The organism is Xanthomonas sp. WHRI 7064 (assembly GCF_040202355.2).
Classification (GTDB): domain Bacteria; phylum Pseudomonadota; class Gammaproteobacteria; order Xanthomonadales; family Xanthomonadaceae; genus Xanthomonas; species Xanthomonas arboricola.
The window spans coordinates 4434227-4459231 of the sequence record NZ_CP167821.1 but is presented as its reverse complement, the minus strand read 5'-3'; the positions used below and the strand labels follow the sequence as shown (position 1 = coordinate 4459231).

Below are 25005 nucleotides of genomic sequence, written 5' to 3'. Positions count from 1 at the left end.
CGTCGGCAAACAGGAAGATCAGGTGCCGGGCCGCTCTAAGTGGTATAGACGCTGGCGGCCGCGCTCCCTGCAGGCCCGCCAGCTGCTGGCCGCCAGCCTCAGTCTGGTGGCCTTCCTGGCGCTGGCGGGTTACGCGCTGGATGTGGCGTTCGCCGACACCGCCGAAAAGAACCTGCGCGAGCGGCTGAAGAACTACGCCTCTGCGTACGCCGCCAATATCGATTTCGTCCGCGACGGCTCGTTGTACATCGGCGGCCAGCCGCCGGATCCGCGTTTCGATGTGCCCGGCGGCGGGCTCTATGTGGAAGTCGTGCGTCCGGACGAAAGCTGGACCTCGATGTCGGCCGAAGGCCCGAACATTCCGCACGGGCGCATGCTCGAGCCGCGCCAGGAAGAATTCATCGGCCCGCTGGAGATGACCCAGATCGACGGCAGCGTGGGCCAGTTGTACCGCTACGGCCTGGGCGTGAGTTACGTCGAGCGCGAACACGGCGGCGAGATTCCGTACACCATCTACGTGATGGAAGATGCGCGCTCGATGGGCGCGCAGCTGCGCGTGTTCCGTGGAGCGGTGTGGTTCTACCTCGGCAGTGCCGGTGTGGTGCTGCTGGTGCTGCAGGCCTTCATCCTGCAGTGGAGCCTGCGCCCGCTGCGGCGGGTCATCAACGAGTTGACCAAGGTGCAGCGCGGCGAGATCCAGCGCATGAGCGAGCAGCATCCGCGCGAACTGGAGCCGCTGACCGAAAGCATCAACGCCTTCATCGAGAGCGAGCGCGACAATCTGGACCGCCAGCGCAACACGCTGGCCGATCTTGCACACAGCCTCAAGACGCCGATCGCGGTGTTGCGCACCCAGCTCGATAGCGGCCAGTCCGAGCGCGACCTGCACGAGGAAATGGATGTGCAGTTGCGCCGCATGAACGATCTGGTGTCCTACCAGCTCGCACGCGCGGCCTCCAGCGGGCACAAGCTGTTTGCCGCACCGCTGCCGATCGAGTCGACCGCCGAGGAGATCGTGCGCGGGCTGGAGAAGGTCTATTCGGTCAAGGGTGTGTTGTGCGAGTTCGATATTTCGCCCGACGCGCGCTTTCATGGCGAGCCGGGCGATCTGCAGGAACTGCTGGGCAACCTGCTGGAAAACGGCTTCAAGTGGGCGCGCAGCCGCGTGCTGCTGACCGCGCAGCCCGGCCCCACCACCGGCAGCCGTCGTGCCGGATTGATCCTGTCGGTGGAAGACGACGGCCCCGGCATTGCGCCGGAAGACGTGGCCAAGATCCTGCAGCGTGGCGTGCGTGGCGACGAGCGCGTGCAAGGCCACGGCATCGGCATGTCGATCGTGCAGGATCTGATCAAGGCTTACCGCGGCGAGCTGCAGGTGGTGCGCTCGCAGGAACTGGGCGGCGCCCGCTTCGATGTGACCCTGCCGCCGGGACTGTGACCGGTGTGGGGCGCGGAATGAACCCGTGGTCAACGCTGCAGCGCACTCCGACAACCGTTTAACGCCCCGCGCGTTGGCTTGACCATACTGGGCCCGTTTCAGGCCGTTGCGATGGAGAGCTGCATGTTCGAGCGCAATGCACAGACGCGCTGGCTGAGCGCACGTCCAGCAGGCGCGCCCCGCCATTACCGATGGCAGCTGGCATGGCTGTTGGCGGGCTGCGCTTTGGCGATGTCGTGCAGTGCTGCCAATTCAGCACTGACGCCGGCGCAGACGCGCTGGCTGCAGCGTGCGACCTACGGCGTGGATGCCGACAGCGCAGCGCAACTGCAGCGGCTCGGCCCCAAGCGCTACGGCAGGTCGCTGTTGCAGGCCAGCGACGATGCGGCGTTGCCAGCGCCGGTCCGTGCACAGCTGCAGCACTTCGATGCGCTGCACACGCCTTTGCTGACATTGCTCACGCAGTACGAGGCCGACAAGATCCACCTGCAAGACATGCCCGATGGCGAGGAAAAGACCGCGTTGCGCAAGGCATGGCAAGCGCGTGGTGGGCAGATGCTGACCCAGGCGCGCCAGGCGCAGCTGTTGCGTGCGGTGTATGCGCCGGAGCAGACGCGCGAGCAGCTGGTGTGGTTCTGGCTCAATCATTTCAGCGTGTACGCCGACAAGGGGCGGGTGAAATGGATGGCGGCCGACTACATGGAAAACGCGATCCGCCCGCATGCCACCGGCAAGTTCGCCGACCTGGTGATGGCGACGCTGGAAAGCCCGGCGATGCTGGAATATCTGGACAACGCCAAGAACGCCAAGGGCAAGGTCAACGAAAATTACGCGCGCGAACTGATGGAACTGCACACGCTGGGCGTGCATGGCGGTTACAGCCAGCAGGATGTGCAGCAACTGGCGCTGATACTCACCGGTGCCGGCCTGGTGCCGGTCAAGGCCGAGGGCGCTCCGCCCTTGCCGACTGCCGTGCCGGGGCAACCGCAGGTGGTGCGCAAGGGGCTGTTCGAATTCAATCCCGCACGCCATCAACCCGGCGACAAGAGCTTGCTGGGCCAGCGCATCGCCGCGGGCGGCCTGGATGAGATCGAGCGCGCGGTGCAGCTGTTGGTGCGGCAGCCGGCATGCGCGCATTTCATTTCGCAGCGTTTGGCCGAGTACTTTGTCAGCGACAAGCCGCCGGCCGCGCTGGTCGAGCGCATGGCGAACACGTTTCAACGCAGCGATGGCGATATCGCCAAGGTGATGCAGGCCATGCTGGACGCGCCGGAATTTGCGCAGGCGCAACCACGCAAGTTCAAGGATCCGAATCGGTTCGTGGTTTCGGCCATGCGGCTGGCGTACGAGGGCCAGCCGGTGGTCAATGCCGCGCCGATGGCGAGCTGGCTGCAGCAACTCGGCGAGCCGCTGTTCGGGCGCATCACCCCGGATGGCTGGTCGCTGCAATCGCAGGCGTGGACCAGCTCCGGGCAACTGGCGCGACGCTTCGAGGTGGCACGTTCGCTGGGCAGCGGGCCCAAGCAATTGTTCCGCTTGGATGGCGATAACGACACGCCACTGCCGGCGCTGACGCAGATCGACACGCGCCCATCGTATCGCTGGGTGGCACCGTCGCTTTCCAGCGGCACGCGCGATGCCTTGGGGCAGGCGCGTTCGCCTGCGGAATGGAATGGATTCCTGCTGTCATCGCCTGACTTCAACTATCGCTGATTCGAGGCTCGCCGATTCGACGGTTGCCGATTCAAACCCGCTGTTTCAGCCTTCGATTAGCGATCACCGCCACAGGAGCGCGCCATGCAACGACGTCAATTTCTGCTTGCCTCTGCAGCGGCGGCAAGTCTGCCCTGGAGCGGTCGCCTGTTTGCTGCGCCACGCGACAGCGCGCGCATGCTGGTGGTATTTCTGCGCGGCGGCTACGACAGCAATAATCTGCTGGTGCCGCATGCCAGCGATTTTTATTATCAGGCGCGTCCGACCCTGGCGATTGCGCGGCCGGATGCGGCCAACCCGAACAGTGCCGTTGCACTGGATACGCAATGGGGTCTCAACCCGGTGATGCGCGATGCGCTGCTGCCGCTATGGCAACGCCAGCAGCTGGCGTTCGTGCCGTTTGCCGGTACCGACGATCTGTCGCGCAGTCACTTCGAAACCCAGGACGATATCGAATCCGGTCAGGCCGGCCGGCAGCGCCGCGATTATCGTTCCGGCTTCATGGCGCGCCTGTCGGGTGTGCTCAGCGGAGTGCCGGCGATTGCCTTCACCGATTCCTTGCCGCTGACCTTCCAGGGCGGCGGCGACTTGCCCAACGTGTCGTTGCGGGGCATCGGCAAGGGCGGTCTGGATGCGCGTCAGGCACAGATCCTGTCGCAAATGTACGACGCAACCCCGCTGGCGGCCGCTGCGCGCGAGGGACTGGCACTGCGTCAGCAGGTCACCGCGCAGCTGCGCGAAGAGATGGAGCAGGCCGGTCGCGGCGCCGCCAGTGCGCGCACCTTCGCCGACGAAACCCGGCGCATGGCAAGCCTGATGCGCGAGCGTTATCGGCTGGGCTTTGTCGATGTCGGTGGTTGGGACACGCACGCCAATCAGGGCAGTGTCGAAGGTGGCCTGGCGAACAATCTGCGCAATCTGGGCGAAGGGCTGGCGGCGTACGCCGACGCCCTGGGACCGGCATGGAAGGACACCGTGGTGGTGGTGCTGTCCGAGTTCGGCCGCACCTTCCGCGAGAACGGCAGCAAGGGCACCGATCACGGACACGGCACCACCTATTGGGTGCTGGGTGGCGGCGTGCGCGGCGGCCGGATCGCCGGCGAGCAGGTAGAAGTTGCGCAGGCGCAGCTGCTGCAGAACCGCGATTATCCGGTGCTCACCAATTACCGCAGCCTGTTCGGCGGTGTATTGAGCCGGTTGTGGGGATTGTCGCCTGCGCAGCTGGAACGGGTGTTTCCCGGTGCCAGGCCGCGCGATCTTGGGTTGGTGTGAGTGCGTGGCGATGTCGATCCGTCCCGCGTGTGGCCGCACGCGGCATCGCGCATTGGTGTGGTCAGTTGCCTGAAACGCCTGCGATTGATGCGCGCGACAGCGTTGCATGACGACAGTCCCAACGCATGCAGGCATGTTGCCCCACCATCAGCGCTGCGTTGACGACGCAAACGGCGAAGGCCCATAGAAACGCGTCAGCTGTGCAGCGACATCCGGCATGACGCGCGCCAGCAGCTGTGGCGCGGAGAAGTGGTATTCGCTTACGACCGCGAAGAATTCTTCCGGTGCCTCGGCGGCATACGGGTCGATCTCGGTGTCTTCGCCCGCATCGACGCGTTGGCAGAGCGTATCGAAGGCGCGCTGGAAATCGCGTGCCCAGGCACGCTGCGCAGCGCGCGGCAGCGGCGGGGTGCCGTCGAGCGCGCCATCGAGTGCATCGAGCTTGTGCGCCATCTCATGCACGATCACGTTGAAGCCGGCCTGCGGGTCGTCCAGGTCGGCCTGTACGTCGGCCCAGCTGACGATCAGCGGGCCTTGTTCCCAGGCCTCGCCAATCAGGGTGTCGTCCCAGGCATGCATCACCCCTGCCGCATCCACATGCGTGCGTTGCACGCGGAATGCGTCCGGGTAGACGATCAGCTGCGACCAGCCACGCCAGCCGGCCGCGCCGATGTTCAGCAGCGGCAGGCAACACATGGCAGCCAGCAGAACGTGATCGTGCGGTTGCAGCTGCAGCCCATCGAGCGGGGAAATGGTTTTTTGCCGCAGGAGCTGCGCGGTCAGTGCACGCAGACGGTGCTGGCGGGGCAGATCGAGCGCAGCGACCCAGGCGCAGCGGCGGCTGACCGGCAGCCATAAGGCATCAGGAATATCGGCCGGCGGCCGGCGCAGCCGGCGCAACAACCACTGGATCAGCGGAACATGCCCGGCAGGAAGCTATGCCAGCGCGGCATCGTGCGCATGCGGGGGAACAGTCCGTCGCCGTCACTGCCACCGCCGCCGGTGGCCGGCGCGGGCTTGTGCGCGGGAGCACGTGCCGGGGTTGCCGGCTCGCCGTTGGGGGTTCTGCCGCGTGCCGCCGAGTTGCTGCTGACGCAGCTCTCATGATCGCCATCGGCCAGCTGGTCCGATGCCAGCGCGGCAAGCGGAGCCAACAACAGGAGCAGGCAAACCGTGATTCGGCGCATCGTCCACATCCAGGGCAAGCGGCGTGAGTCGCCGATCATAACGTGCTTTTCACTCCCTCACGCAAGCCAGGCTGGGCGGGTGCGGACGCTTGGCGCATACTTTCACGGATCGATTTGGGGACTTGCCGTGGATGACCGCGCCTTGCTGGCCAAACTTGCGAGCGGCTGGCTATCCGGCGATGCGTTGGCGCGCGATGCCGGGTTGACCCGTGCGGCGGTGTGGAAGCGGATCCAGAATCTGCGCGCGGCCGGGGTCGAGATCGAAGGGCGGGCCGGGGACGGCTACCGCCTGGCGGCGCCGCTGGACCTGCTGGACGACGCGCGCATTCGTGCGGCGATGGTGGCCGATGCGCTGGCAGGCCTGGCGGCGCTGGAGGTCGCCTGGACGCTGGAATCCACCAATACCAGCTTGCTGGCGCGCCCGGCGCCGGCGCAGGGCGTGGCGGTGCTGCTGGCCGAGCGGCAGACCGGCGGGCGCGGCCGGCGTGGACGTCAATGGACCTCGCCACTGGGTGCGCATATCTATCTGTCGGCCTCGCGCCGTTTCAGCGGCGGACTGGGCCAGCTGGCCGGGCTCAGCCTGGCCGTGGGTGTGGCGGTGGCCGAGGCCCTGCGTGCTTGCGGCTTTGCCGATGTCGGGTTGAAGTGGCCCAACGATCTGCTGGCGCGCGAGCGCAAGCTGGGCGGCCTGCTGATCGAAGGCGGCGGCGAAATGGCCGGCAACGCGCGCGCGGTGATCGGGCTGGGTTTGAACGTGCATATGCCGGCGGCAGCGGCCGCTGCGATCGACCAACCGTGGGTGGATCTGGATACGCTGGCCGGCCACGCGGTGTCGCGCGATACCGTGGTGGCCGCAGTGTTGTCGGCGCTGCTGCCGGCGTTGGAGCTGTTCGAGGCGCAGGGGCTGGCCCCGTTTCTGGGCCGCTATGCGGACCTGGACGTCCTGAGCGGCCGCGCGGTGCAGGTCGAGGAAGCCGGCACCCGGCATCACGGCATTGCGCTTGGCCTGGCGGCCGACGGCGCATTGCGGGTGCAATTGGGCGAGACGGTGCGGCTGTTCCACTCCGGAGAAGTGAGCGTGAGACCTGCATGAGCGAGTGGTTGTTCGACCTGGGAAATTCGCGGTTCAAGTACGCACCGCTGCAGGGCGACCGCGCCGGCGATGTGCAGGCCTGGCCGCACGGTGCCGAGGCGATGGACGCGGCCGCGTTGTCGGCCTTGCCCACCGGACGCATCGCGCATGTGGCCAGCGTGGCTGCGCCGGCGTTGACGCAGCGCATGCTCGGCTGCCTGCGCGAGCGTTTCGAACAGGTGCGCATCGTGCGGACTGCGGCCGAATGCGCCGGCATCCGCATCGCCTACGCAGACCCGGGCCGCTTTGGGGTCGATCGCTTCCTGGCGCTGCTGGGCGCACGCGGCGACGCACCGGTGCTGGTGGCCGGCGTGGGCACCGCGCTGACCATCGATGTACTCGGCGCTGACGGGCAGCACCACGGCGGCCGCATCGCCGCCTCGCCGACCACCATGCGCGAGGCGCTGCATGCGCGCGCGGTGCAGTTGCCGGCCAGTGGCGGGACCTATGTCGAGCTGGCCGACGACACCGACGACGCTCTGACCTCCGGCTGCGATGGCGCGGCGGTGGCGCTGATCGAGCGCAGCCTGCAGCACGCGCAACGCAGTCTGGGCGTGCCGGTGCGGCTGCTGGTGCACGGGGGCGGCGCGCCGCCGCTGCTGCCGTTGTTGCCCGATGCCAGCTTCCGCGCCGCGCTGGTGCTGGATGGGCTGGCGACCTGGGCAAGGTCTGCGTCGGCGTCTTGAACGGCGAGCCACGTGATCGCAGGGCCACGCGGCGGGCGCGGCCGGCAGACGGGATCGGTCGGCCGCGCTCGTACACTGCGCCTACCGCCTGGCGTGGGCAGCAAGCCGGCCAGCGCTCGCCGGTTGTGACTGCCCGCGCTTAGAATCCATCGCATGTATGTCCGCGCACTCATCGTCGTCCTGATCGTCCTCAATGCCGGTGTGGCCTTGTGGTGGGCATTGCAGCCGGCACCGGCAGCGGTGACGGCACCGCCGCAGCCGGCCGGTGTGGCGCGCCTGGAAGTGCTGCCGAGCACTGCGGCAGCAGCGCCAGGCGAGGCGAGCGAGGCAGGCATGGTCCCGGCAGCTGCGGGCATAGCACCATCGGATGCACCTGCACCTGCACCTGCACCTGCACCGACATCGGCATCGACTGAGACATCGACGGCACCCACGGCAGCGTCTTCTTCGACTGCTGCGGCCGCCGCAAAGGTGGCCGCAACGTCGCAGACGTCGGCACAGGTTCCACCACCATCCAAGGTCGCTCCAACACCGAACGAGGTTGCGGCAGCGGCGATCAAGCCATCGCCAGCGGTACCTGCTCCCGCCGCTGCGCCGGAACGCTGCGCCAGCCTGGGGCCGTATGCGGCGCGCGCCGATGCCGATGCTGCGCTGGCACGCCTGCGTGGCCAGGCCACGCGCACCCGCGTGCGCGAGGACAAGGACGCCGGGGTCAGTACGTTCCGGGTGATGCTGCCCAATGTCGGCGATCGTGCGGCTGCGCAGGCCTTGGTCAAGCGCATCGCCGCCGCCGGCATGGGCGACTATTACGTGATTGCCCAGGGTGAGGACAACAGCATCGCGCTGGGGCAGTACCAGAGTCGCGAGCGTGCCGAGCGCCGTCAGGCCAGCCTGGTCCGTGCGGGGTTTCCGGCGCAGTTGCTGCCCAGCGGCACCGGGCAATCGCGCTGGTGGATCGATGTGCGCAGCACGGCCGCGATCGGCACATTGCAAGGCACCGCCAGTGCGGCGCGTCAGCGGTCGCTAGATTGCGCCGCGCTGCGCTAGAATGCGCACCGGCGCGCAATGCGCCTGCCTTTGCCGGCATAGCTCAGTTGGTAGAGCAACCGCCTTGTAAGCGGTAGGTCCCCAGTTCGAATCCGGGTGCCGGCACCATGAAGGTTCTCTCGTCCTATCCCGAAATGTCCATGTAGCTCGGGGCTGACTGCGTTATTGGGTCAGCGTCTCCGGGACGCGTCTTGCTCGATTTGATCGAGCCGAAAACAGCTATCTTCCCGCAGCCCGCCAATCACAGCGCGCCAGTCGCTGTTGCCTGCGCGCAGGACGCGCAGCGACTCAGGCCGGGCGACCGGCCGACAGCAGTTCCAGCGTGGCCTGGTCGGCATCGGTGGCGTCGACGCGCAGGCGTTCGGCCAGAGCGGCAACGACGATGGCATGGGCCTGGCGGAGCACGCTGTCCGCATCGGCGCTGGCGTCCACGACGTGCTTCCCCGGCAACTGCAGCTGCGCAAAGATGCTGCGGCAGCGTTCCAGGTTGTCCTGGGTTTCGAAGTGATTGGGTGCATCGCCGCGGGCGCGGATACGCGCCAGGCCGGTGGGTGGGGGCAGGTCGAGCAGCAGCAACACGTCCGGGCGCGGCGCGAAGGCGTTGCGCTCCAGCAGATCGTCCAGCGGCAGGCCGGCGGCGCCCTGGTAGGCGACCATCGAGGGGAAATAGCGGTCCAGGATCACGATGTCGCCGCGTGCCAGCGCCGGCGCGATCAGGGTGTCCACGTGTTCGTGGCGGTCGCGGATCAGCAGCTCGGCTTCTTCGTCGGCGCTGAGGCGGCCGGTGGCGGCGGATTGGCGCAGCTGGGTGCCCCAGGGGCCGTTGGTCGGCTCCTTGCTCAGCACCACGCGCGCGCCGGCCGCTTCCAGCGTGGTGGCCAGGCTGCGGGCGAGGGTGGTCTTGCCGGCGCCGTCGATGCCTTCGATCGCGATCAGCAGACCGCCGGGCTTCAGTTCGATTGTCATCGCGCTACTTTATCCGATCGTGGTGCTGGATCAGCACCTGGCATCGGCGTGGAAGCCGCCCTGCAGTTGCCGATCCCGGCGTATCGGGTCTCCGCTGCGCGTCACCGATGGCACCGCCGCTGCCGCGCGTCGATGCCTGTGCGAGATAGCTTGACGAGAGTCTGTGCAACGCAGTGCCGGGCGCGCACGACAATCGCATCACGATCGCCGGTTGCAGGCGCGACCGGCTGCGCTATTGCTTACGCCGTATGACCGGTATGTCCTGTGCGATGTCGGGAACGTCCCGATGCCCTGGTTATTGATCGCGCGCCATACTGAACAAGTCAGGCAAAGCGCTCGAATGTATGACGTTCGCGTCGCGTGTCTGGCATCAAGGAAGATGGACGCGTCGCCGCCACCCTAGAGGCGGCATCCCCCGCGTGACGCCCGATCAGGCACCGTCGTGACCGGATTCCTTGTTTTGCTCGTTCGCCGACCATGTCGGCATGCGCCACGCGCGCGGCCGCTCAGCTGGTCGCCGAGGTGTAACGATAGGACAGCAGCGACTTCACCAGGAACGTGATCTGGGTGGCCGAGCGCGCGTCCACGCGCATGACCGGGATGCGGAAGCCTTCGGCCACCAGCGCATCGCGGAACGGCGGCAGCAAAAAGTCCTGCATTTCGTCGGTCATGGTGATACCCACCGCCAGGCTTGCCGCAGGTGCGATCTGCGAAAACTCGCGCAGCAGGGCCACGGTGGCATCGCGCATCTGCGGATCGCGCGCGCTGACCAGCACGATCACGCCCAACGCGCCGTCGCACACCAGCGGCCACATGAAATCCAGGTATTTCTGCCCGGGCACGCCATAGACGTGCAGCAACTCGCCGTCTTCCAGTTCGATCGAGCTGTAGTCCAGCGCGACTGTGGTGTAGGTCTTGTCGCCGTAGGCATCCTGGCTGAGCGGCATCTCGGTGCTGACCGGCTCCACGTCGGAGATGGCGCGCACGGCGGTGGTCTTGCCGGCGCCCATGCCGCCAACGAACACCAGTTTGTTGGCCGGAAGACTCATGACTGCGCCTGAAAGAGAGAGAGGCCAAAGCGACGTGCGACCCAGGAGAAAAACCGGGAGTTGCTGCTGTCCGGACGGGGCTGCGTTGCAGGCACGGGAATCTCCGCAGTCTGGGCAAGGCCGCTGGCGAGTGCAGCGGCGAACAGGCATTCCACCGTTTGCAGCGGCAGCTTGCAAGCATTGGCCAGCGCCTGCGGGCGCCACGGGCGCGCATGCAGGTGGGCAATGGCAAGCAGATGCGCCGGCGAACTGGTCTCGGCGCTCAGCTCCGGCCATTGCCGCAACCGCAGCGCATGGCTGGGTTCGACCGCCGGCAGCGCGGGGCGCAGGTGCTCGGGCAAGGCGAAATACAGCGCTTCGAAGGAAATACGTTGGCTCAGTGCGCTATCGGCAGTGTCCGGCGCAATCTGCCAGCCGGGGCGATCCAGGGCTGCCAGCAGCTCGGTCAAGGCGATGCCGGCGGGCAGCTGCACGCAGCTGTTGGCCGGGTCCACGCGCACTTGCAGGTGCGCGTTGCGCAGCAGCACCGCAGCGGTGCCGAATTCGCCGCGGCAATGGCGGACCAGCAAGGCCGGCTCGGCGACCTGCGCGTGCGCGGAGGACGACAGCAGCAGGCGCATCTGCTCGTTGAGTTCGCGCACGGTGGCGCCGTGCTTGAGCCATGCGCCGCCGACCGGTGTCCGCGACACCACCAGCACGCGCACGGGTTGCCCCTGCAAGGTCTGCCAGGCGGCCAGGCCGTCGGGGCTTTCCAGCCCCAGCACCACCACCTCGGCGGCGTGATGCGGCCATTGCCCCAACTGCACGTCGATGCGCTCGGCCAGCAGCAACGAACACGCCAGTTTGAGGCGCGTGGTGTGCAGCAGGTCCAGGCCGGCCGTGGCGACCCGCATGGTGTGAATGGGTGAGGTCATGACAGGGCGCCGCGTTGGCGCGTAGCAAGTGCGGTGCCTGCCGGTGCCTGCCGGTGCGCACCGGCAGGCGGGGCAGGCGACGCGTGCGCGCCGCCTGGTTGGCATCAACCGAAGTCCAGGGTCTTCTCGAACGCCTTGAGCTCGTGACGGGCCATGGCCAGATTGGCCTTGGCGCGATCCAGCACGACGTACAGGAACAAGGTGCCGTTGCTCTCCAGCGGGCGCAGCAGGTGGTATTGACGCGCCAGGGTGATCAGGATGTCTTCGATGGTGTCGTTGAGGCCGAGCTGCTCGGCAATACGGCGCTTGGCACGCACCACTTCGGTATTGCCGGCCGCGGCAAGTTCCAGGTTGAGATCGGTGCCGCCGGTCATGCCCAGCGCCATGCCGCTGTCGCTATCGACCAGGGCAGCGCCGACGAAGCCGGCGATCGAATGCAGGTGTTCCAGGTTGAGTTTTGACACGGGTCGTCCTTACGAGCGGTGAGAAATCAGTGCACTGGCACAAGCACGAACAGTGCCAAACGCTCAGTTGGCCGGCTGCGCCAGTGCAGTTGCCAGGCGGCCGGCGCAGTCGCGTGCGTTGAACAGCAGCGCCGCGGCGTTGAGGTCGCTGCCGCCCACCGCGGTGAGCGTCAGCGGTTTGTCGGCGCGAATGCGGATCAGCACCAGCTGCCCGCCACGCGTACTGATGGTGGCGTAGTCGGCTTCGCTCAGACTGGATTCGCGTGCCAGGGTCTCGCCCAGGGTCAGGAACGAATTGGCCATCGCTGCCAGCCGGCGGCCGTCCACATCCAGGCTGGATTGTTCGGCGATGGCACGCCCGTCGGCAGTGGACAGCATCAGCAGACGGATGCCCGGCTCGCGCTCGATGGTCTGCGCGAACTCGCGCCCGATGCGCTGCAGATCGTATTGGTGCGACGCCCGCGCGACCTCGCCCACGGCAGCCTTGACGACCTGGTTGACGGCGTTATGCGGCATGAACTCCTCCCCTGTACGAAACGCACTGCGCGATGAAAGACCTTGCCGATGACACCGGGTCCCGCGCTGGCGGGCGAACAGTAGCATCGGCACCTTCCGTCATCGTCATAGCACCCTCAATGTCTTAACTGTGCGGTCAGACAAGCACATTCCGCAAAACGCAGATACGCCACAAACTGCCCAACCACGTCACTTCAAGCAGCCATCAGGACCGCGTTTTTTGCTGCCGCCAAGCGGGCGCGGCCGATGCACTGCCACTGCTCCGGCCGAACTGCAGCGCGCCTGTACCGCGGCGTTGCGCCTGCCGTCCGTACCGGTCCGACGATTACCCGCTACGCAGTATCGGCCGCACTTTGGATTGCTGCAGTGGCAAATGCGATTGCGTGATCGGTGACGCAGGCCGGGCGCCGTGCTGCGCTGCCGCGCGTCAGTGCGCGAGCCGGCGACTAGACTGCAGCGCTTTCTCGATGCTGGAGCAATGCATGGCGACGCAGTACCTGCCGGTTTCCCTGATTGGCGTTCCCACCGACATCGGTGCCGGCCACCGTGGTGCGCGGATGGGGCCGGAGGCGTTGCGCATCGCCGGGCTGCAGGAGGCCTTGATCGGCCGTGGCGTGGAGGTGCACGACCTGGGCAACCTGGACGGCCCGCGCAATCCCTGGCAAGCCCCGCAGGCCGGCTACCGGCATCTGGACGAGGTGGTCGCCTGGAACCAGGCGCTGATGGAGGCCAGCTATGCGCAGCTGCGCGCCGGCCGCATGCCGATCATGCTCGGTGGCGACCACTGCCTGGGCATCGGCTCGATCACCGCGGTGGCCAAGTACTGCCGCGAGCAGCAACGCCCGCTGCGGGTGCTGTGGCTGGATGCGCACTCGGACTTCAATACCAGCGAGGTGACGCCGTCGGGCAACGTCCACGGCATGCCGGTGGCCTGCCTGTGCGGGCTGGGCCCGCAGGCGTTGACGCATCTGGGCGGCAGCGCACCGGCGTTGCTGCCCGAGCAGGTGCGGCAGATCGGCATCCGCTCGGTGGACCCGGAGGAGAAGCGCCTGATCAAGCAGCACCGCATCGATGTCTACGACATGCGCTACATCGACGAGGCCGGCATGAAGCGCACCATGGAGACCGCCCTGCAGGGCATGAGCGAGGACACCCATCTGCATGTGAGCTTCGACGTGGATTTCCTGGACCCGAGCATCGCACCGGGCGTGGGCACCACCGTGCCGGGTGGGCCCAACTACCGCGAGGCGCAGCTGGTGATGGAGATGATCGCCGACACCGGGCGCATGGGGTCGCTGGACATCGTCGAGCTCAATCCGGTCCTGGACAATCGCAACGCCACCGCCGAGCTGGCGGTGGATCTGGTCGAGAGCCTGTTTGGCAAGTCGACACTGATGCGAGATTGATCGATCGCTGAACGCAGCACGCCGCGTTCACATCAAATCCACGGCCGCGCAGTCAGATTTGTCGCCAGACACGGTGCGTCTGCACCGAACGCAGAACTGAGGAAGACCGATGAAGCGACTGCTGACACTGATGGTACTGGGCCTGTTTTCGGCCGGCGTGATGACTGGCTGCAACACCATGGCCGGCGCTGGCAAGGACATGCAGGGTGCAGGTGAGAAGGTCGAAAAGAAGGCCGACAATTGCAGCGACGGTAAGTGCTGATCCTTGCGTTTTGTTTGAACCCTAGTTGTTTGATTTGATTGATCTGCGGCAAGCCGCCGCTTTACCCACGAAGGAGTCTGTTATGAAGCGTGCAATTGTGCTGCTGGTGCTGTCGGTGTTGTCGGTCGGTATGCTGTCGGGTTGCAACACCGTCGCAGGTGCCGGCAAGGACGTGCAGGGCGCTGGCGAGAAGGTGGAAGACGCTGCGCGCAAGTAATCTAGCGCTGCATGCAGAAAAAACGGGCCGCAAGGCCCGTTTTTTTTGCCTGATGCCTTGCGCAGGCAGCGCAGCGCGGCGACGCATCTGGGCATGCGACGGCGCAGCCATGCGAAAAAACTGCGCGGCAAGCGTAGGCAACCGTTCAGTGCGGTGAGTGCCGATTTGACGGCTTTTGATCTGCGGCGAACGGCGCCGTGGGCAACCTGCGCAGACGGTCAATCGCGGCCGCATCAGCGGAGTTGACGCAATGAACACTGACATCATTTCCGGCAAGTGGACCCAGCTCAAGGGCAAGGCGCAGGCCAAGTGGGGCGACCTCACCGACGACGATTTCAAGGTTGCCGAGGGCAATGCCGAATATCTGCAGGGCAAGCTCCAGGAGCGCTATGGCTGGGATCGCGACCGCGCCCAGACCGAGGTGCGCGCCTTCGAAAAGTCGTTGCGCGACGACACCTGAGGGTGCCGCGTAACCGCGCCCACCCGACGTGGTGAGCGCAACTGCACAGGACGGGCCGCTCGATGCGGCCCGTTCTGCGTCTGCCGCAGAAACCGGTAGCGGCAGGTACGAGACACCGTCGCGGTCATGCCAGGGGCACGGAACCGCTAAACTTGCGTGCTGACTCCCTGGCCTTACGCAGATGACCACTCGCGTCCTTACCGGCATCACCACTTCCGGCACCCCGCATCTGGGCAATTACGTCGGCGCGATCCGCCCGGCCATCCAGGCCAGTGCGGCTGCCGATGCGGAAAGCTTCTACTTCCTGGCCGACCTGCACAGCCTGATCAAGGCGCAGGACCCGGCGCGGACGCAGCGCTCCACGCTGGAGATCGCCGCCAGCTGGCTGGCCTGCGGCCTGGACCCGGAAACGGTGTGGTTCTATCGCCAGTCCGATGTGCCGGAGACCACCGAGTTGCTGTGGCTGCTGACCTGCGTGGCCGGCAAGGGCATCCTCAACCGTGCGCATGCCTACAAGGCAGCGGTGGACAAGAATCGCGCCGACGGCGAAGACGACGATGCGGGCGTGACCGCCGGCTTGTTCATGTACCCGGTGCTGATGGCTGCAGACATCCTGATCTTCAACGCGCACAAGGTGCCGGTGGGGCGCGACCAGATCCAGCATATCGAGATGGCGCGCGATTTCGCCCAGCGCTTCAACCACGTGTATGGCCGTGACTTCTTCACCCTGCCCGAGGCGGTGATCGACGAGCAGGTCTCGACCTTGCCGGGTCTGGACGGCCGCAAGATGAGCAAGAGCTACGGCAACACGATTCCGCTGTTCTCACCGCGCGAGGAACTGCGCAAGCTGGTGTTCTCCATCCTCACAGATTCGCGCGCGCCGGGCGAGGCCAAGGACACCCAGGGGTCGGCATTGTTCCAGCTGTACCAGGCCTTTGCCACGCCGCAGGAAACGGCGGCCTTTGCGCAGGCTTTTGCCGATGGCATCGGCTGGGGCGATGCCAAGCAACAGCTGTTCGAGCGTATCGACCAGGAGATCGCACCGCTGCGCACGCGCTACGAGGCGCTGATGGCCGAACCGGCCAAGATCGAGGCGATCCTGCGCGCCGGTGGCGCACGTCTGCGCGCACGCTACGCCACGCCGTTTTTGGCCGAGCTGCGTGCTGCGGTGGGGCTGCGCGATCTGTCCAGCCAGGGCGATGCGGCTGCGACGCCGGTGGGCGAGAAGAGCGCGCCGCCGGTGTTCAAGCAATACCGCGAGAGCGACGGGCAGTTCTATTTCAAGTTGACCGATGGCGCCGGTGCGTTGTTGCTGCAGAGCGACGGCTTCGCCTCGCCACGCGATGCGGGCCAGCTGATTGCGCGGCTGAAGCAGGCCGAGCAGGGCAGCGACCTGCAATTGCCGGGCGTGCATGCGCAGGTGGAGGCGGAGTTGATCCTGGCGGCGCTGCGCGTGTTGCGCGAGGCGTAACGACACCCGTGGAGCCGGTAGCTAGACTGTGGCCTCTCGCATAGCCGTGGGGGAGCAATGACAGCGACCGCCGATTCCAGCATCCACACCATCGACACCGGCTTTGGCGGTGTGCAGTTCGATGCGGCGTACCTGATCGTCGAGGCGCAGCGCGGCGCCTTCGTCGATTGCGGCACTTCACTGTCGGTGCCGCAGATGCTGGCCGCATTGCAGTCGGCCGGGCTGACGCCGGCGCAGGTGGACTGGCTGATCCTGACCCACGTGCATCTGGATCACGCCGGCGGGGCGGGAGCCTTGCTGCAGCATCTGCCCAATGCGCGGCTGCTGGTGCATCCGCGCGGCGCGCCGCACATGATCGACCCCGCCCGACTGATCGCCGGTGCCACGGCGGTGTACGGCGCGGCGGAAATGGCGCGCAGTTACGGCGCGATCGTGCCGGTGCCGGCCGAGCGCGTGGTGGAAGCGGCCGACGGACAGACCGTGGCGCTGGGCGAGCGCGCGCTGCGCACCATCGAGACGCCGGGCCACGCACGCCATCATCTGTGCGTGTGGGATGCGCGCAGCCGCAGCTGGTTCACTGGCGACACCTTCGGCCTGTCGTATCGCCAGCTCGATAGCGCGCAAGGCGCCTTCATCCTGCCGACCTCCTCGCCGGTGCAATTCGAACCCGAGGCGATGCTGCACTCGATCGCGCGGCTGATGGAGACCGCGCCGCAGGCGATGTATCTCACCCATTACGGCCGGGTCGAATCGCCGGCGCCACTGGCGCAGGCGCTGGTCGAGCAGATCCATGCGATGACCGCCATCGCGCTGGACTGCGCGCAGGATGCGGACCGCCATCGCTGCATGGTGGTGGCGCTGACTGACCTGTATCTGCAGCGCGCCCGCCTGCACGGCTGCCGGCTGGACGATGCACGCGTGGCGCAGCTACTGGGCACCGATATCGAACTCAACGCGCAGGGCCTGGCGTGCTGGCTGGATCGCGCGACGCGCACCAATTAGCGCCACTGGAGTGGGTAACACCCCACTAGAACGCTGCAGCGAGTCGTCGCGTGGTTCGGCAACAGTCAAAAGCCGCGTCAGTCGAGCACGCGGTGTCCTCACCGCTTGCGTGACACGCCGTAAATCCGTCCGTGGAGGCGCGGTGGCGGCATCCATGCCGCCACACGGCCCCCGCAATCGGCGAGTACATCGCACCAGACAGTTGGTCGGCTGCTTTTGAAAGCTTGTTGCTCGGCTAGCGGTAGTAGCTGAGACGTTTTAAGTTGCGTGTTGAAGCCTGCCTGCCGCTCGGCTCGCGATGGGAAGATGATGAGGCGCTAATCGAACGAACAAGTGATCCGACCAGTGCACGTCATGCCCCGCTTGCAACCATGCACACCGACCATCCCGACGGGTCCTTGTCCGCTCACCGTCGCGGGACCTTACGCGGCATGGATGCCGCGTAAGAGCCTACATGGACGTACTTGCGGCGTGTCCCGCGATGGTGGGCGGGCAAGGGCCGTGCAGCCAAGCCGCAGACCAGTCGCCCTGCAGCCGATCTGTCCGCACTGCACAGGCCTCAGAAAAACAATGCCAAAGCAATCGAGATTTCGAACCGTAGCCGCGTCTAGGCGCGAAAAGAGTCTCGGTTCAAAAAACCCAGTGAGTCGAAAGCGCGATGCCATCACCACGCGCATGACATTCCGTACACCCCCATGCAGCTCCGTGACAGCATCCATGCAGCCCAAGAGGCCTGCTAGAAAGGAAGACATCGCGTTTGCCAACGCGGCTCAAAGCACTCCCGTGGCGGCCGCGCGCTTGTAAACTGTGTGTCATCTATCTGTTGCAAGGCCATGCCGTGAATCCGATGCGCATCCTGTTGTTGTCCGCTTGCCTGTTCGTGGGGGGCGTGGCGCAGGCCGCCAACGATCTGCCCGGTGGCGGCATCGATGCCGAAGCGTTGTCGCGGCATGTGCGCCTGCTGGCCTCGGACGAGTTCAAGGGCCGTGCGCCGGCTAGTGCCGGCGAGCAGCGCACGGTCGATTACCTGGTCGAGCAGTTCAAGGCTGGCGGCCTGCAGCCGGGTGGCGAGCAGGGCAGTTGGACCCAGGCGGTGCCGTTGGTACGCGCCCAGGTCGATGGCCCGGTGCGCGCCAGCCTGCGTGTCGGCGGCAAGAGCCAGACGCTGGTCAACGGTACCGATGTGACCCTGCAGAGCCTGCGTCCACAGGACGCGGTGCGCTTGAAGAATGCACCGCTGGTGTTCGTGGGCTACGGCATCAGCGCACCGGAGCGGCAGTGGGACGACTACAAGGGTGTGGACCTGCGCGGCAAGATCGCGGTGGTGCTGATCAACGATGCCGACTTCGAATCCAGCCAGCCTGGCGCCTTCGATGGCAAGGCGGTGACCTACTACGGCCGCTGGACCTACAAGTACGAAGAGGCCGCGCGTCGTGGTGCCGCCGGCGTGTTGATCGTGCACGAAACCGCGCCGGCCGCGTACGGCTGGGCGACGGTGCAGAGTTCGGGCCTGTCGCCGTTGTTCGATATCGAACGCAGCGATGCCGATGCGAAGGCGCAGCATGTGCCGGTGCGTGGCTGGATGCAGCAGGCGTTGGCGGTGTCGCTGTTCCAGCGCGCCGGGCTGGATTTTGCGCAGGCCAAGCAGCGCGCGCAGCAGCGCGACTTCGCCCCGATGGCGTTGGGCGATGCGACGCTGTCGGTGGACTTCAAGCTCAAGCGCGAGCGTGTGGTCACGCACAACGTGGTGGCCAAGCTCACCGGCAGCCAGCATCCGGACGAGACGGTGATCTTCTCCGCGCACTGGGATGCGTTCGGCGTGGGCAAGGCCGATGCCGGCGGCGACACGGTGCGGCGTGGCGCGGTGGACAACGCCACCGGCGTGGCCAGCGTGCTGGAACTGGCGCGCGTGTTCGCTGCCGGCCCCAAGCCGCAGCGCACGCTGTATTTCATCGCGTTGACGGCGGAAGAGAAGGGCCTGCTCGGCGCCAATTATTACGCCGCGCATCCGCTGGCGCCGCTGGACAAGACCGTGGCGGTACTCAACATGGAGATGTTCAGCCCCGATGGCCCCACCCGCGATATCGCCTCGTGGGGACGCGGACGGGTGTCGCTGGAAGGCGATCTGGAAACCGCGGCCAAGGCGCGCGGCCGCAGCTATTCGCCGGACCCGAATCTGGAAGCGGGTTTCTTCTACCGCGCCGACCATTTCGCCTTTGCGCGCATGGGCGTGCCGGCGATCACCGCCGGTCCCGGGCTGGACATGCTCGAAGGCGGCGTAGCGGCCGGCAAGGCGCTGCGCGACAAGTATTTTGCCGAGTGCTACCACCAGCCCTGCGATCGCTGGACCCCGCAATGGGATGCCAGCGGCCACGCGGCCGACACCACCCTGGTCTACGACGTCGGCGTGGCGCTGGCCAACGGCCGGCAGTGGCCGAGCTGGCAGGACGGTTCGGAGTTCAAGGCGATCCGCGCCAGCAGCGACGCCGCGCGCAAGTAGGGCCGGCGGTGTGCAAACGCCTGCTGCTTTCGAGCGCGGGCGTCTAGCGCCCGGCGATGCGGGCGGTCATTGCATTGGGCCATTGCGTGGCAGTTGGTCGAGCCGGCTTGCGGCGACCGCGCCGCTTATTTGCGGCACGGGTAGCGCTTGGCCAACGCCTGCACGATCAACGCAGGTGCGGCTTCGTCCAGGCGTGCATCGGGTAGCGCGCCGATATCGCTGATGATCGCCTGCATATCCGGCGGGCCGCTCTTGCCGGCCGGCATGCACCATTGTGTGCGGTAGCTGCTGCTGGCGACGCCGAGCAGGTAAGCACCGGCGCGGTTTGCCGAGAGCATGACCTTGAGCTCGGTTTGTTCGGGCGCGATCTCCGGCGCCAACGAACCGTCCAGCCCGGCCTCGAGGAGTTTGCGCCCGCTGGGCTCCCAGGGTTCGGGTACGCGTGCCAATGCGCTGGCCGACAGCACGGTCAGGGCGGCCAACATCAACCAGGGGACGCGACGCTGCATATGCACTCCGGGCCGGGGATCAATGCGCACCATACCGCGGCAGGCGCCCGAGAGGCGTACGACGTTGGCGTGGGCAGGTGATCTAGAATTGAAGCTTCCGCTGTATTTGGCAATCTTCGATGTCCTCTTCACACGATGCTGTGGCGCCTGCGCGCAGCGGCCTGGTCGTTGTCGCGTTGTTGCTGGTCTATGTGGTCTGGGGCTCGACCTATCTGGCGATCCGCTTTGCGTTGGAAGGCGGCGCGTTGCCGCTGACCATGGTGTCCGGGGCGCGCTTCATCGTGGCCGGCACGGTGCTGTATGCGGTACTGCGCTGGCGCGGTGTGGCTGCGCCGACGCGCGCGCAATGGAAGAACGTGGCGATGATGGGCGCGGCCCTGTTGCTGCTGGGCAACGGCATGGTGGTGCTGGCCGAGCGCAGCGTGTCGTCGGGCCTGGCCGCCACCTCGGTGGCATCGGTGCCGCTGTGGATGGCCTTGTTCGGCGCCTTGCGCGGGCAGCACGCCAGCCGTGGCGAATGGCTGGGTATCGTGATCGGCTTTCTGGGCGTGGTCTGGCTCAACGCCGGCAGCAGCCTGACCGCCACGCCGGGCGGGCTGGTGTTGTTGCTGATCGCGCCGATCGGCTGGGCCTTCGGCTCGGTGTGGTCGCGCGGACGCGACCTACCGTCGCCGTTCATGACTGCCGCCGGGCAGATGCTGTGCGGCGGCGTGTTGCTGGTCAGCACCGGCCTGCTGATCGGCGAGCGCCCACAGAGCCTGCCGACCTCGCAGGGGCTGCTGGCCGTGGCCTACCTGTGCGTGTTCGGCTCGATCGTGGCGTTTACCGCCTACGTGTGGCTGCTGCATCACGTGCGCCCGGCGTTGGCCGGCAGCTACGCCTACGTCAACCCGGTGATCGCGGTGGCGTTGGGTGCGTGGCTGGGGCATGAGCGTTTCAGCGCGCACGACATCGGCGCGATGGCGGTGATCCTGTCCGGCGTGCTGGTGGTGACCCTGGCCAAGGCGCGGCGATGACGGCGGTCTCGCCGACCGAGGCGCGTCGCGGGCTGTTGATCACTGCATCGACCTTCGTGATCTGGGGCCTGGTGCCGCTGTACTGGCATCTGCTCAAGGCGGTGCCGTCGCTGCAGATCATCGCGCACCGCATCGTCTGGAGCGCGCTGCTGGTGGTGGCGTGGTTGCTGGCAACATCGGGCCTGCGCTGGTGGCGCGCCATCGCCGCGCAGCCACGCGCACTGTGGATGCTGGCCGGCAGCAGCGTGGCGATCGCGTTCAATTGGGGCCTGTATATCTGGGCGATCAACGCCGGGCATGTGATCGAGGCCAGCCTGGGCTATTTCATCAATCCGCTGCTGAGCGTGTTGCTGGGCGTGCTGGTGCTGAAGGAACGCCTGCAGCGCATCCAGTGGGTGGCGGTGGTGTGTGCGGCGGTGGGCGTGCTGTGGCTGACCCTCGATGCCGGTGCACCGCCATGGATTGCGCTGGGGCTGGCGTTCTCGTTCGGTGCCTACGGCCTGCTGCGCAAGCTGGTGGCGGTGGATCCGGTGGCCGGGCTGGGCGTGGAAAGCGTGTACCTGTTCGTGCCGGCGCTGCTGCTGGCGGGCTGGGGCGAGCAGGGCCATGGCGGCGCCTTCCTGAGCGGCTGGGACCTGCGTACCGATCTGCTGCTGATCTTGGGCGGCGTGCTGACCGCGGTACCGCTGATCGGGTTTGCGTATGGCGTGCGGCGGATTCCGCTGTCGCTGGTGGGCATCCTGCAATACATCGCGCCGAGCCTGCAGTTGCTGCTGGGCGTGTGGTTCTTCCACGAGCCGTTCGATCAGGGGCGCGCGATCGGATTTGCCGCGATCTGGGTGGGGCTGCTGCTGTTCGTCGGCGATAGCCTGTGGCGGCCGCGGCGGCCGGTGGTGGTGACGCCTTAGCATCGGTCGCCGCGCGATCCGGGCGATCGCGCAGCGGCTGCGTTGCGCGGTGGGCAGCCGCGCGGTGCGCGCTTCGACAGCCCGCCGTTGCGCAGCTCCTGCCTGGAGGTAGGGCGAGCAACAGACGACTGCGCTCACCGCGGTGCAGATGCGGTCATCGGCATGTCATTCATACCCACCGTTTCGGAACGCGCGGTCCGCTCCCGCCTGACGACCGTTCGCGACCTTCGTCCACCGCTCTCAGCCGCGCGGCGCCAACGCCGGTGTCGCCACCGCCAGCGTGGAGGTCGGCAGTGCCTGCGGCGCGGGGCAGTGGCCTGGATCCTGTTGCGTCTGCGCCAGCCACTGGTCGATCGGCGCGCCCAGCAGATCCAGCCGCAGCGGCAGGCTCAGATGGGTTTCCCCAGGCAGCTCGACGTAGTGCGCGCGCGGGCTGGCCAGCGCCAGCGCACGCCCATGCGCGACCGGGATGTGCTGATCGGCATCGCCATGCACCAGCAGCACGCAGCTGCGGGTGTCGGCCAAGGCCTGCGTGACATCGACGTGGTCCAGGTCCAGCTGCAGCTGGCGGTCGGCGGCGGCGATCACCGCATCGATATTCTGGTCGGCATAGCGCCAGCGCGCATACGCGGCCACCGCCTGCCCACTCCAGCCATCCGGTTGGCTGGCGAGCAGGTGCGGGACCATGTCGCGAATGCCGCGCCCGGCGTTGGCGAAGGATTCCATCGCTACCACGCCGGTCACACGCGGCCCGAGCTTGTCGGCGGTGAACAGCGCGGTGGCGGCGCCGTAGGAAATGCCGAACAGGTACAGCGGGCCACGGATTTCGCCACGCGGTTGCAGCGCGTCGAGCACGTCGATGACGTCGTCGGATTCGCGCGTCCCGTACCCGGACGGGCCACCGCCGGAATGGCCGTGGTTGCGCAGGTCGATGGTGATCACCCGGTAGCCGGCCTGCGCCAGCTCCAGCGACCATGGCAGCAGCGAATCGCCATCCATCATCCAGCCATGCAACAGCACCACGGTGCCGCGCGGCGTCGGTGGGGCCGTGGTGGGCACCTTGAAACTGAAATCGACATCCAGCGCATGCGCCGGATCGTGGCGCTGGCCGAGATAGCGGTAGTGCATGGCGTACTGGCCGGGGTCGATCGCGCGCCAGAAGATCGGCACCTGGTCGCGCGTGACCACATGCCCGCTGCGGTTGGGCACCGTGGCGATGGTGGCGGCAATGCGCTCCTCGTCCAGCAACGGCGAGGTGCCACCGGGCGCAACCAGGCGCTCGCTGAGCGAGGTGGAGGACGAGGAACAGCCGGCCAGCCACAGGCAGGCGCAGGCCAGCAGAATCAGGCGCGTCATGGGCGAAGATCGATGGATGCAACGGCCGGGCAGCCTACGACCTGCCCGACCCGCGCATCTACCGCAGTGCAGTGACAGAACGATGACAGCCTGCATTACGTTCAGCCGCAGCAGCGCACTTGCTCCGCTTTGGCTGTCACGAATCCCCACTCCCGATTCCCCATTCCCGGGCGGGCCAGCGGCCCGCCTAAACCTCACGCAACGCCGTCGTGATCGGCAACCGCGCCGCGCGCAAGGCCGGGAACAGCCCGCCGACCAGGCCAATGCCCAGCGCCCATTTGAGCCCGCTCCACAACAGCTCCGGCGAGACCTTGAACTGGAACACGATCTGGCTGAAGTTGCTGCCCAGCGTGGACACGCTGTAGCCATTGAAGATGGCCCAGGCGATCAGGCCACCGAGCAAGCCGCCCAGCAGCGCCAGCAGCATGGTCTCCAGCATCAGCGCCATGATCACAGGCGTGCCGCGGAAGCCGATCGCGCGCATCGTGGCGATCTCGCGCGCGCGCGTGGCCACCGCCGCATACATGGTGTTGAGCGCGCCGAACACCGCGCCCACCGCCATGATCGCGCCGATCACCGTGCCCAGGATGCTGATCAACCTGTTCAAGCCACCGCCCTGTTTGCCGTAGTAGGCACGGGTGGTTTCCACATCCAGTTTGAGCCGCGGATCGGCGGCCATGGCGGTCTTGAACTGGCTGAAACCGGCCTTGCCTGCGGTGCGCACGCTGATCGACTGGTAGGCGCTGCGGTTGTAGGTGGTGGCCAGCGTCTGCGCATCGGTCCACAGCTCCGAATCGTGCGCATCGCCGGAGGCGAACACGCCGACCACGGTCCATTGCTGGCTGCCGAGGGTGAGCGTCTTGCCCAGCTGCAGTCCGCGGAACTGAGTCAACGCGCCCTTGCCGACCACGATCTCGCGCAGGCCGGGGGTGAAGCGCCGGCCCTGCACCAGCCTGACCTTGTCGTGCACCGCCCAGGCCTGTTCGCCCACGCCACGTAGTTGCGCGTTGACGTCGGTGCCATCGGATCTGGAGGCGATGTTGACCACCTGCGAGAGCTCCGGCGACAGCAGCGGGCGGCCTCTGGCATCGGCGGCGATGCCGGGCAAGCTGCCGATCAGCGGCACCAGGTCGCGGGTGATCACCGAGTTGGTTTCGGCCTGCGAGCCGCCGCGCAGAACAATCGCGGTGGTGTCGTTGCCGGTGCTGTTGAGCGTGGCCTGAAACCCCTGGCCCATCGCCAGCATCGCCACCAGCACGCCGACCACACCGGCGATGCCGACCACGATCACCGAGCTGGCACCCCAGCGTTGCGGCAGCGTGGCGATGCCGATACGTGCAGCGGCCAACGACAGCCGGCCGCTGCGCGTGACAACCAGCCACACCGCCAGCAAGGCGGCGGCGACCAGCACGCCGATCCACGGCAGCGCGATCCACACAGCCAACCCGACGGCCAGCGACACGACCGACAGCAGATTGACCAGACGGTTCTTCCATTGGGTTTGCATCTGCATG

General features: G+C 67.0%; 25 protein-coding genes and 1 tRNA gene. 16 read left to right on the top strand and 10 right to left on the bottom strand.

The features are described from left to right. The first annotated feature begins 67 nt into the window (after positions 1-67). From ABQY74_RS19010 to ABQY74_RS19000, 3 genes are all read left to right on the top strand, one after another. Entirely contained in the window at positions 68-1438 is a 1371-nt protein-coding gene (locus tag ABQY74_RS19010) for an ATP-binding protein (RefSeq protein ID WP_024939071.1), read from the top strand. A 231-nt stretch (positions 1439-1669) separates the two neighbouring features. Further along, on the top strand, positions 1670-3151 hold the full coding sequence (locus tag ABQY74_RS19005; RefSeq protein WP_372470105.1) for a DUF1800 domain-containing protein: 1482 nt from the start codon (positions 1670-1672) through the stop codon (positions 3149-3151). 84 nt (positions 3152-3235) lie between these two features. Next, positions 3236-4423: a DUF1501 domain-containing protein gene (locus ABQY74_RS19000; RefSeq protein WP_349780568.1), complete on the top strand. Its 1188-nt coding sequence runs from the start codon at positions 3236-3238 to the stop codon at positions 4421-4423. Positions 4424-4570: 147 nt separating this feature from the next. Here ABQY74_RS19000 and ABQY74_RS18995 read toward each other — a convergent pair whose 3' ends face one another. Next, positions 4571-5326: a M90 family metallopeptidase gene (locus tag ABQY74_RS18995; protein WP_349794059.1), complete on the bottom strand. Its 756-nt coding sequence runs from the start codon at positions 5324-5326 to the stop codon at positions 4571-4573. A gap of 8 nt (positions 5327-5334) precedes the next feature. After that, positions 5335-5649: a hypothetical protein gene (locus ABQY74_RS18990; protein WP_016902777.1), complete on the bottom strand. Its 315-nt coding sequence runs from the start codon at positions 5647-5649 to the stop codon at positions 5335-5337. A gap of 40 nt (positions 5650-5689) precedes the next feature. Between ABQY74_RS18990 and birA the strand changes: the two genes are divergently transcribed. The 4 genes from birA to ABQY74_RS18970 all read left to right on the top strand — a co-directional run bounded on the left by birA (position 5690) and on the right by ABQY74_RS18970 (position 8583). After that, positions 5690-6703 (top strand): bifunctional biotin--[acetyl-CoA-carboxylase] ligase/biotin operon repressor BirA, encoded by a 1014-nt coding sequence (gene birA / locus ABQY74_RS18985; protein ID WP_349794061.1) that lies wholly within the window; start codon positions 5690-5692, stop codon positions 6701-6703. Beyond that, positions 6700-7428, top strand: a complete 729-nt coding sequence (locus ABQY74_RS18980) for a type III pantothenate kinase (protein ID WP_047127559.1) — start codon at positions 6700-6702, stop codon at positions 7426-7428. Before birA ends, ABQY74_RS18980 begins: the two co-directional genes overlap by 4 nt. A gap of 153 nt (positions 7429-7581) precedes the next feature. Continuing rightward, complete coding sequence (locus ABQY74_RS18975) at positions 7582-8475, top strand: SPOR domain-containing protein (protein ID WP_349794063.1); 894 nt, start codon at positions 7582-7584, stop codon at positions 8473-8475. Positions 8476-8507: 32 nt separating this feature from the next. Beyond that, positions 8508-8583, top strand: a tRNA-Thr gene (locus ABQY74_RS18970). Between the two features lie 180 nt (positions 8584-8763). Here ABQY74_RS18970 and tmk read toward each other — a convergent pair. The 5 genes from tmk to ABQY74_RS18945 form a co-directional block, all read right to left on the bottom strand. Next, entirely contained in the window at positions 8764-9441 is a 678-nt protein-coding gene (gene tmk, locus ABQY74_RS18965; RefSeq protein WP_016904521.1) for a dTMP kinase, read from the bottom strand. Positions 9442-9947: 506 nt separating this feature from the next. After that, positions 9948-10490, bottom strand: a complete 543-nt coding sequence (locus ABQY74_RS18960) for an ATP/GTP-binding protein (protein ID WP_016904520.1) — start codon at positions 10488-10490, stop codon at positions 9948-9950. Beyond that, positions 10487-11404 (bottom strand): hypothetical protein, encoded by a 918-nt coding sequence (locus ABQY74_RS18955; protein ID WP_349794064.1) that lies wholly within the window; start codon positions 11402-11404, stop codon positions 10487-10489. Before ABQY74_RS18955 ends, ABQY74_RS18960 begins: the two co-directional genes overlap by 4 nt. Before the next feature lie 104 nt (positions 11405-11508). After that, positions 11509-11868 carry a hypothetical protein gene (locus ABQY74_RS18950; RefSeq protein ID WP_016904518.1) on the bottom strand — a complete coding sequence of 120 codons (360 nt, stop codon included), beginning with the start codon at positions 11866-11868 and terminating at the stop codon, positions 11509-11511. A gap of 63 nt (positions 11869-11931) precedes the next feature. Further along, positions 11932-12384, bottom strand: a complete 453-nt coding sequence (locus ABQY74_RS18945; RefSeq protein WP_016904517.1) for a roadblock/LC7 domain-containing protein — start codon at positions 12382-12384, stop codon at positions 11932-11934. A 482-nt stretch (positions 12385-12866) separates the two neighbouring features. On the opposite strand from ABQY74_RS18945, the gene rocF reads away from it, so the two are divergent. The 7 genes from rocF to ABQY74_RS18910 all read left to right on the top strand — a co-directional run bounded on the left by rocF (position 12867) and on the right by ABQY74_RS18910 (position 19702). Further along, the gene (gene rocF, locus ABQY74_RS18940) at positions 12867-13790 is read left to right on the top strand and encodes an arginase (protein ID WP_026064823.1); all 924 of its coding nucleotides are present in this window, start codon (positions 12867-12869) and stop codon (positions 13788-13790) included. Between the two features lie 109 nt (positions 13791-13899). Further along, entirely contained in the window at positions 13900-14052 is a 153-nt protein-coding gene (locus ABQY74_RS18935) for an entericidin A/B family lipoprotein (RefSeq protein ID WP_006451340.1), read from the top strand. 82 nt (positions 14053-14134) lie between these two features. Then, positions 14135-14269, top strand: a complete 135-nt coding sequence (locus tag ABQY74_RS18930; RefSeq protein WP_016904515.1) for an entericidin A/B family lipoprotein — start codon at positions 14135-14137, stop codon at positions 14267-14269. A gap of 250 nt (positions 14270-14519) precedes the next feature. After that, positions 14520-14729 (top strand): CsbD family protein, encoded by a 210-nt coding sequence (locus ABQY74_RS18925; protein WP_016904514.1) that lies wholly within the window; start codon positions 14520-14522, stop codon positions 14727-14729. Positions 14730-14910: 181 nt separating this feature from the next. Next, positions 14911-16200: a tryptophan--tRNA ligase gene (locus ABQY74_RS18920; protein ID WP_349794067.1), complete on the top strand. Its 1290-nt coding sequence runs from the start codon at positions 14911-14913 to the stop codon at positions 16198-16200. Between the two features lie 57 nt (positions 16201-16257). After that, a complete protein-coding gene (locus ABQY74_RS18915) occupies positions 16258-17202 on the top strand; it encodes an MBL fold metallo-hydrolase (RefSeq protein ID WP_126968651.1) in 945 nt (314 codons plus the stop codon). Positions 17203-18049: 847 nt separating this feature from the next. Then, complete coding sequence (locus ABQY74_RS18910; RefSeq protein ID WP_372470104.1) at positions 18050-19702, top strand: M28 family metallopeptidase; 1653 nt, start codon at positions 18050-18052, stop codon at positions 19700-19702. A 125-nt stretch (positions 19703-19827) separates the two neighbouring features. On the opposite strand, the gene ABQY74_RS18905 is transcribed toward ABQY74_RS18910, so the two are convergent. Further along, positions 19828-20244 (bottom strand): Rap1a/Tai family immunity protein, encoded by a 417-nt coding sequence (locus ABQY74_RS18905; RefSeq protein WP_046344903.1) that lies wholly within the window; start codon positions 20242-20244, stop codon positions 19828-19830. An 86-nt stretch (positions 20245-20330) separates the two neighbouring features. Between ABQY74_RS18905 and yedA the strand changes: the two genes are divergently transcribed. Continuing rightward, the gene (gene yedA, locus ABQY74_RS18900) at positions 20331-21227 is read left to right on the top strand and encodes a drug/metabolite exporter YedA (protein WP_024939056.1); all 897 of its coding nucleotides are present in this window, start codon (positions 20331-20333) and stop codon (positions 21225-21227) included. Continuing rightward, the gene (gene rarD, locus ABQY74_RS18895; RefSeq protein ID WP_349794069.1) at positions 21224-22135 is read left to right on the top strand and encodes an EamA family transporter RarD; all 912 of its coding nucleotides are present in this window, start codon (positions 21224-21226) and stop codon (positions 22133-22135) included. The genes yedA and rarD overlap by 4 nt, the downstream gene beginning before the upstream one ends. A gap of 240 nt (positions 22136-22375) precedes the next feature. Here the strand turns inward: rarD and ABQY74_RS18890 are convergent, their stop codons facing one another. Continuing rightward, entirely contained in the window at positions 22376-23491 is a 1116-nt protein-coding gene (locus tag ABQY74_RS18890; protein ID WP_349794071.1) for an alpha/beta fold hydrolase, read from the bottom strand. 187 nt (positions 23492-23678) lie between these two features. Continuing rightward, complete coding sequence (locus ABQY74_RS18885) at positions 23679-25004, bottom strand: ABC transporter permease (RefSeq protein ID WP_372469974.1); 1326 nt, start codon at positions 25002-25004, stop codon at positions 23679-23681. Between the last annotated feature and the right edge of the window lies 1 nt (position 25005).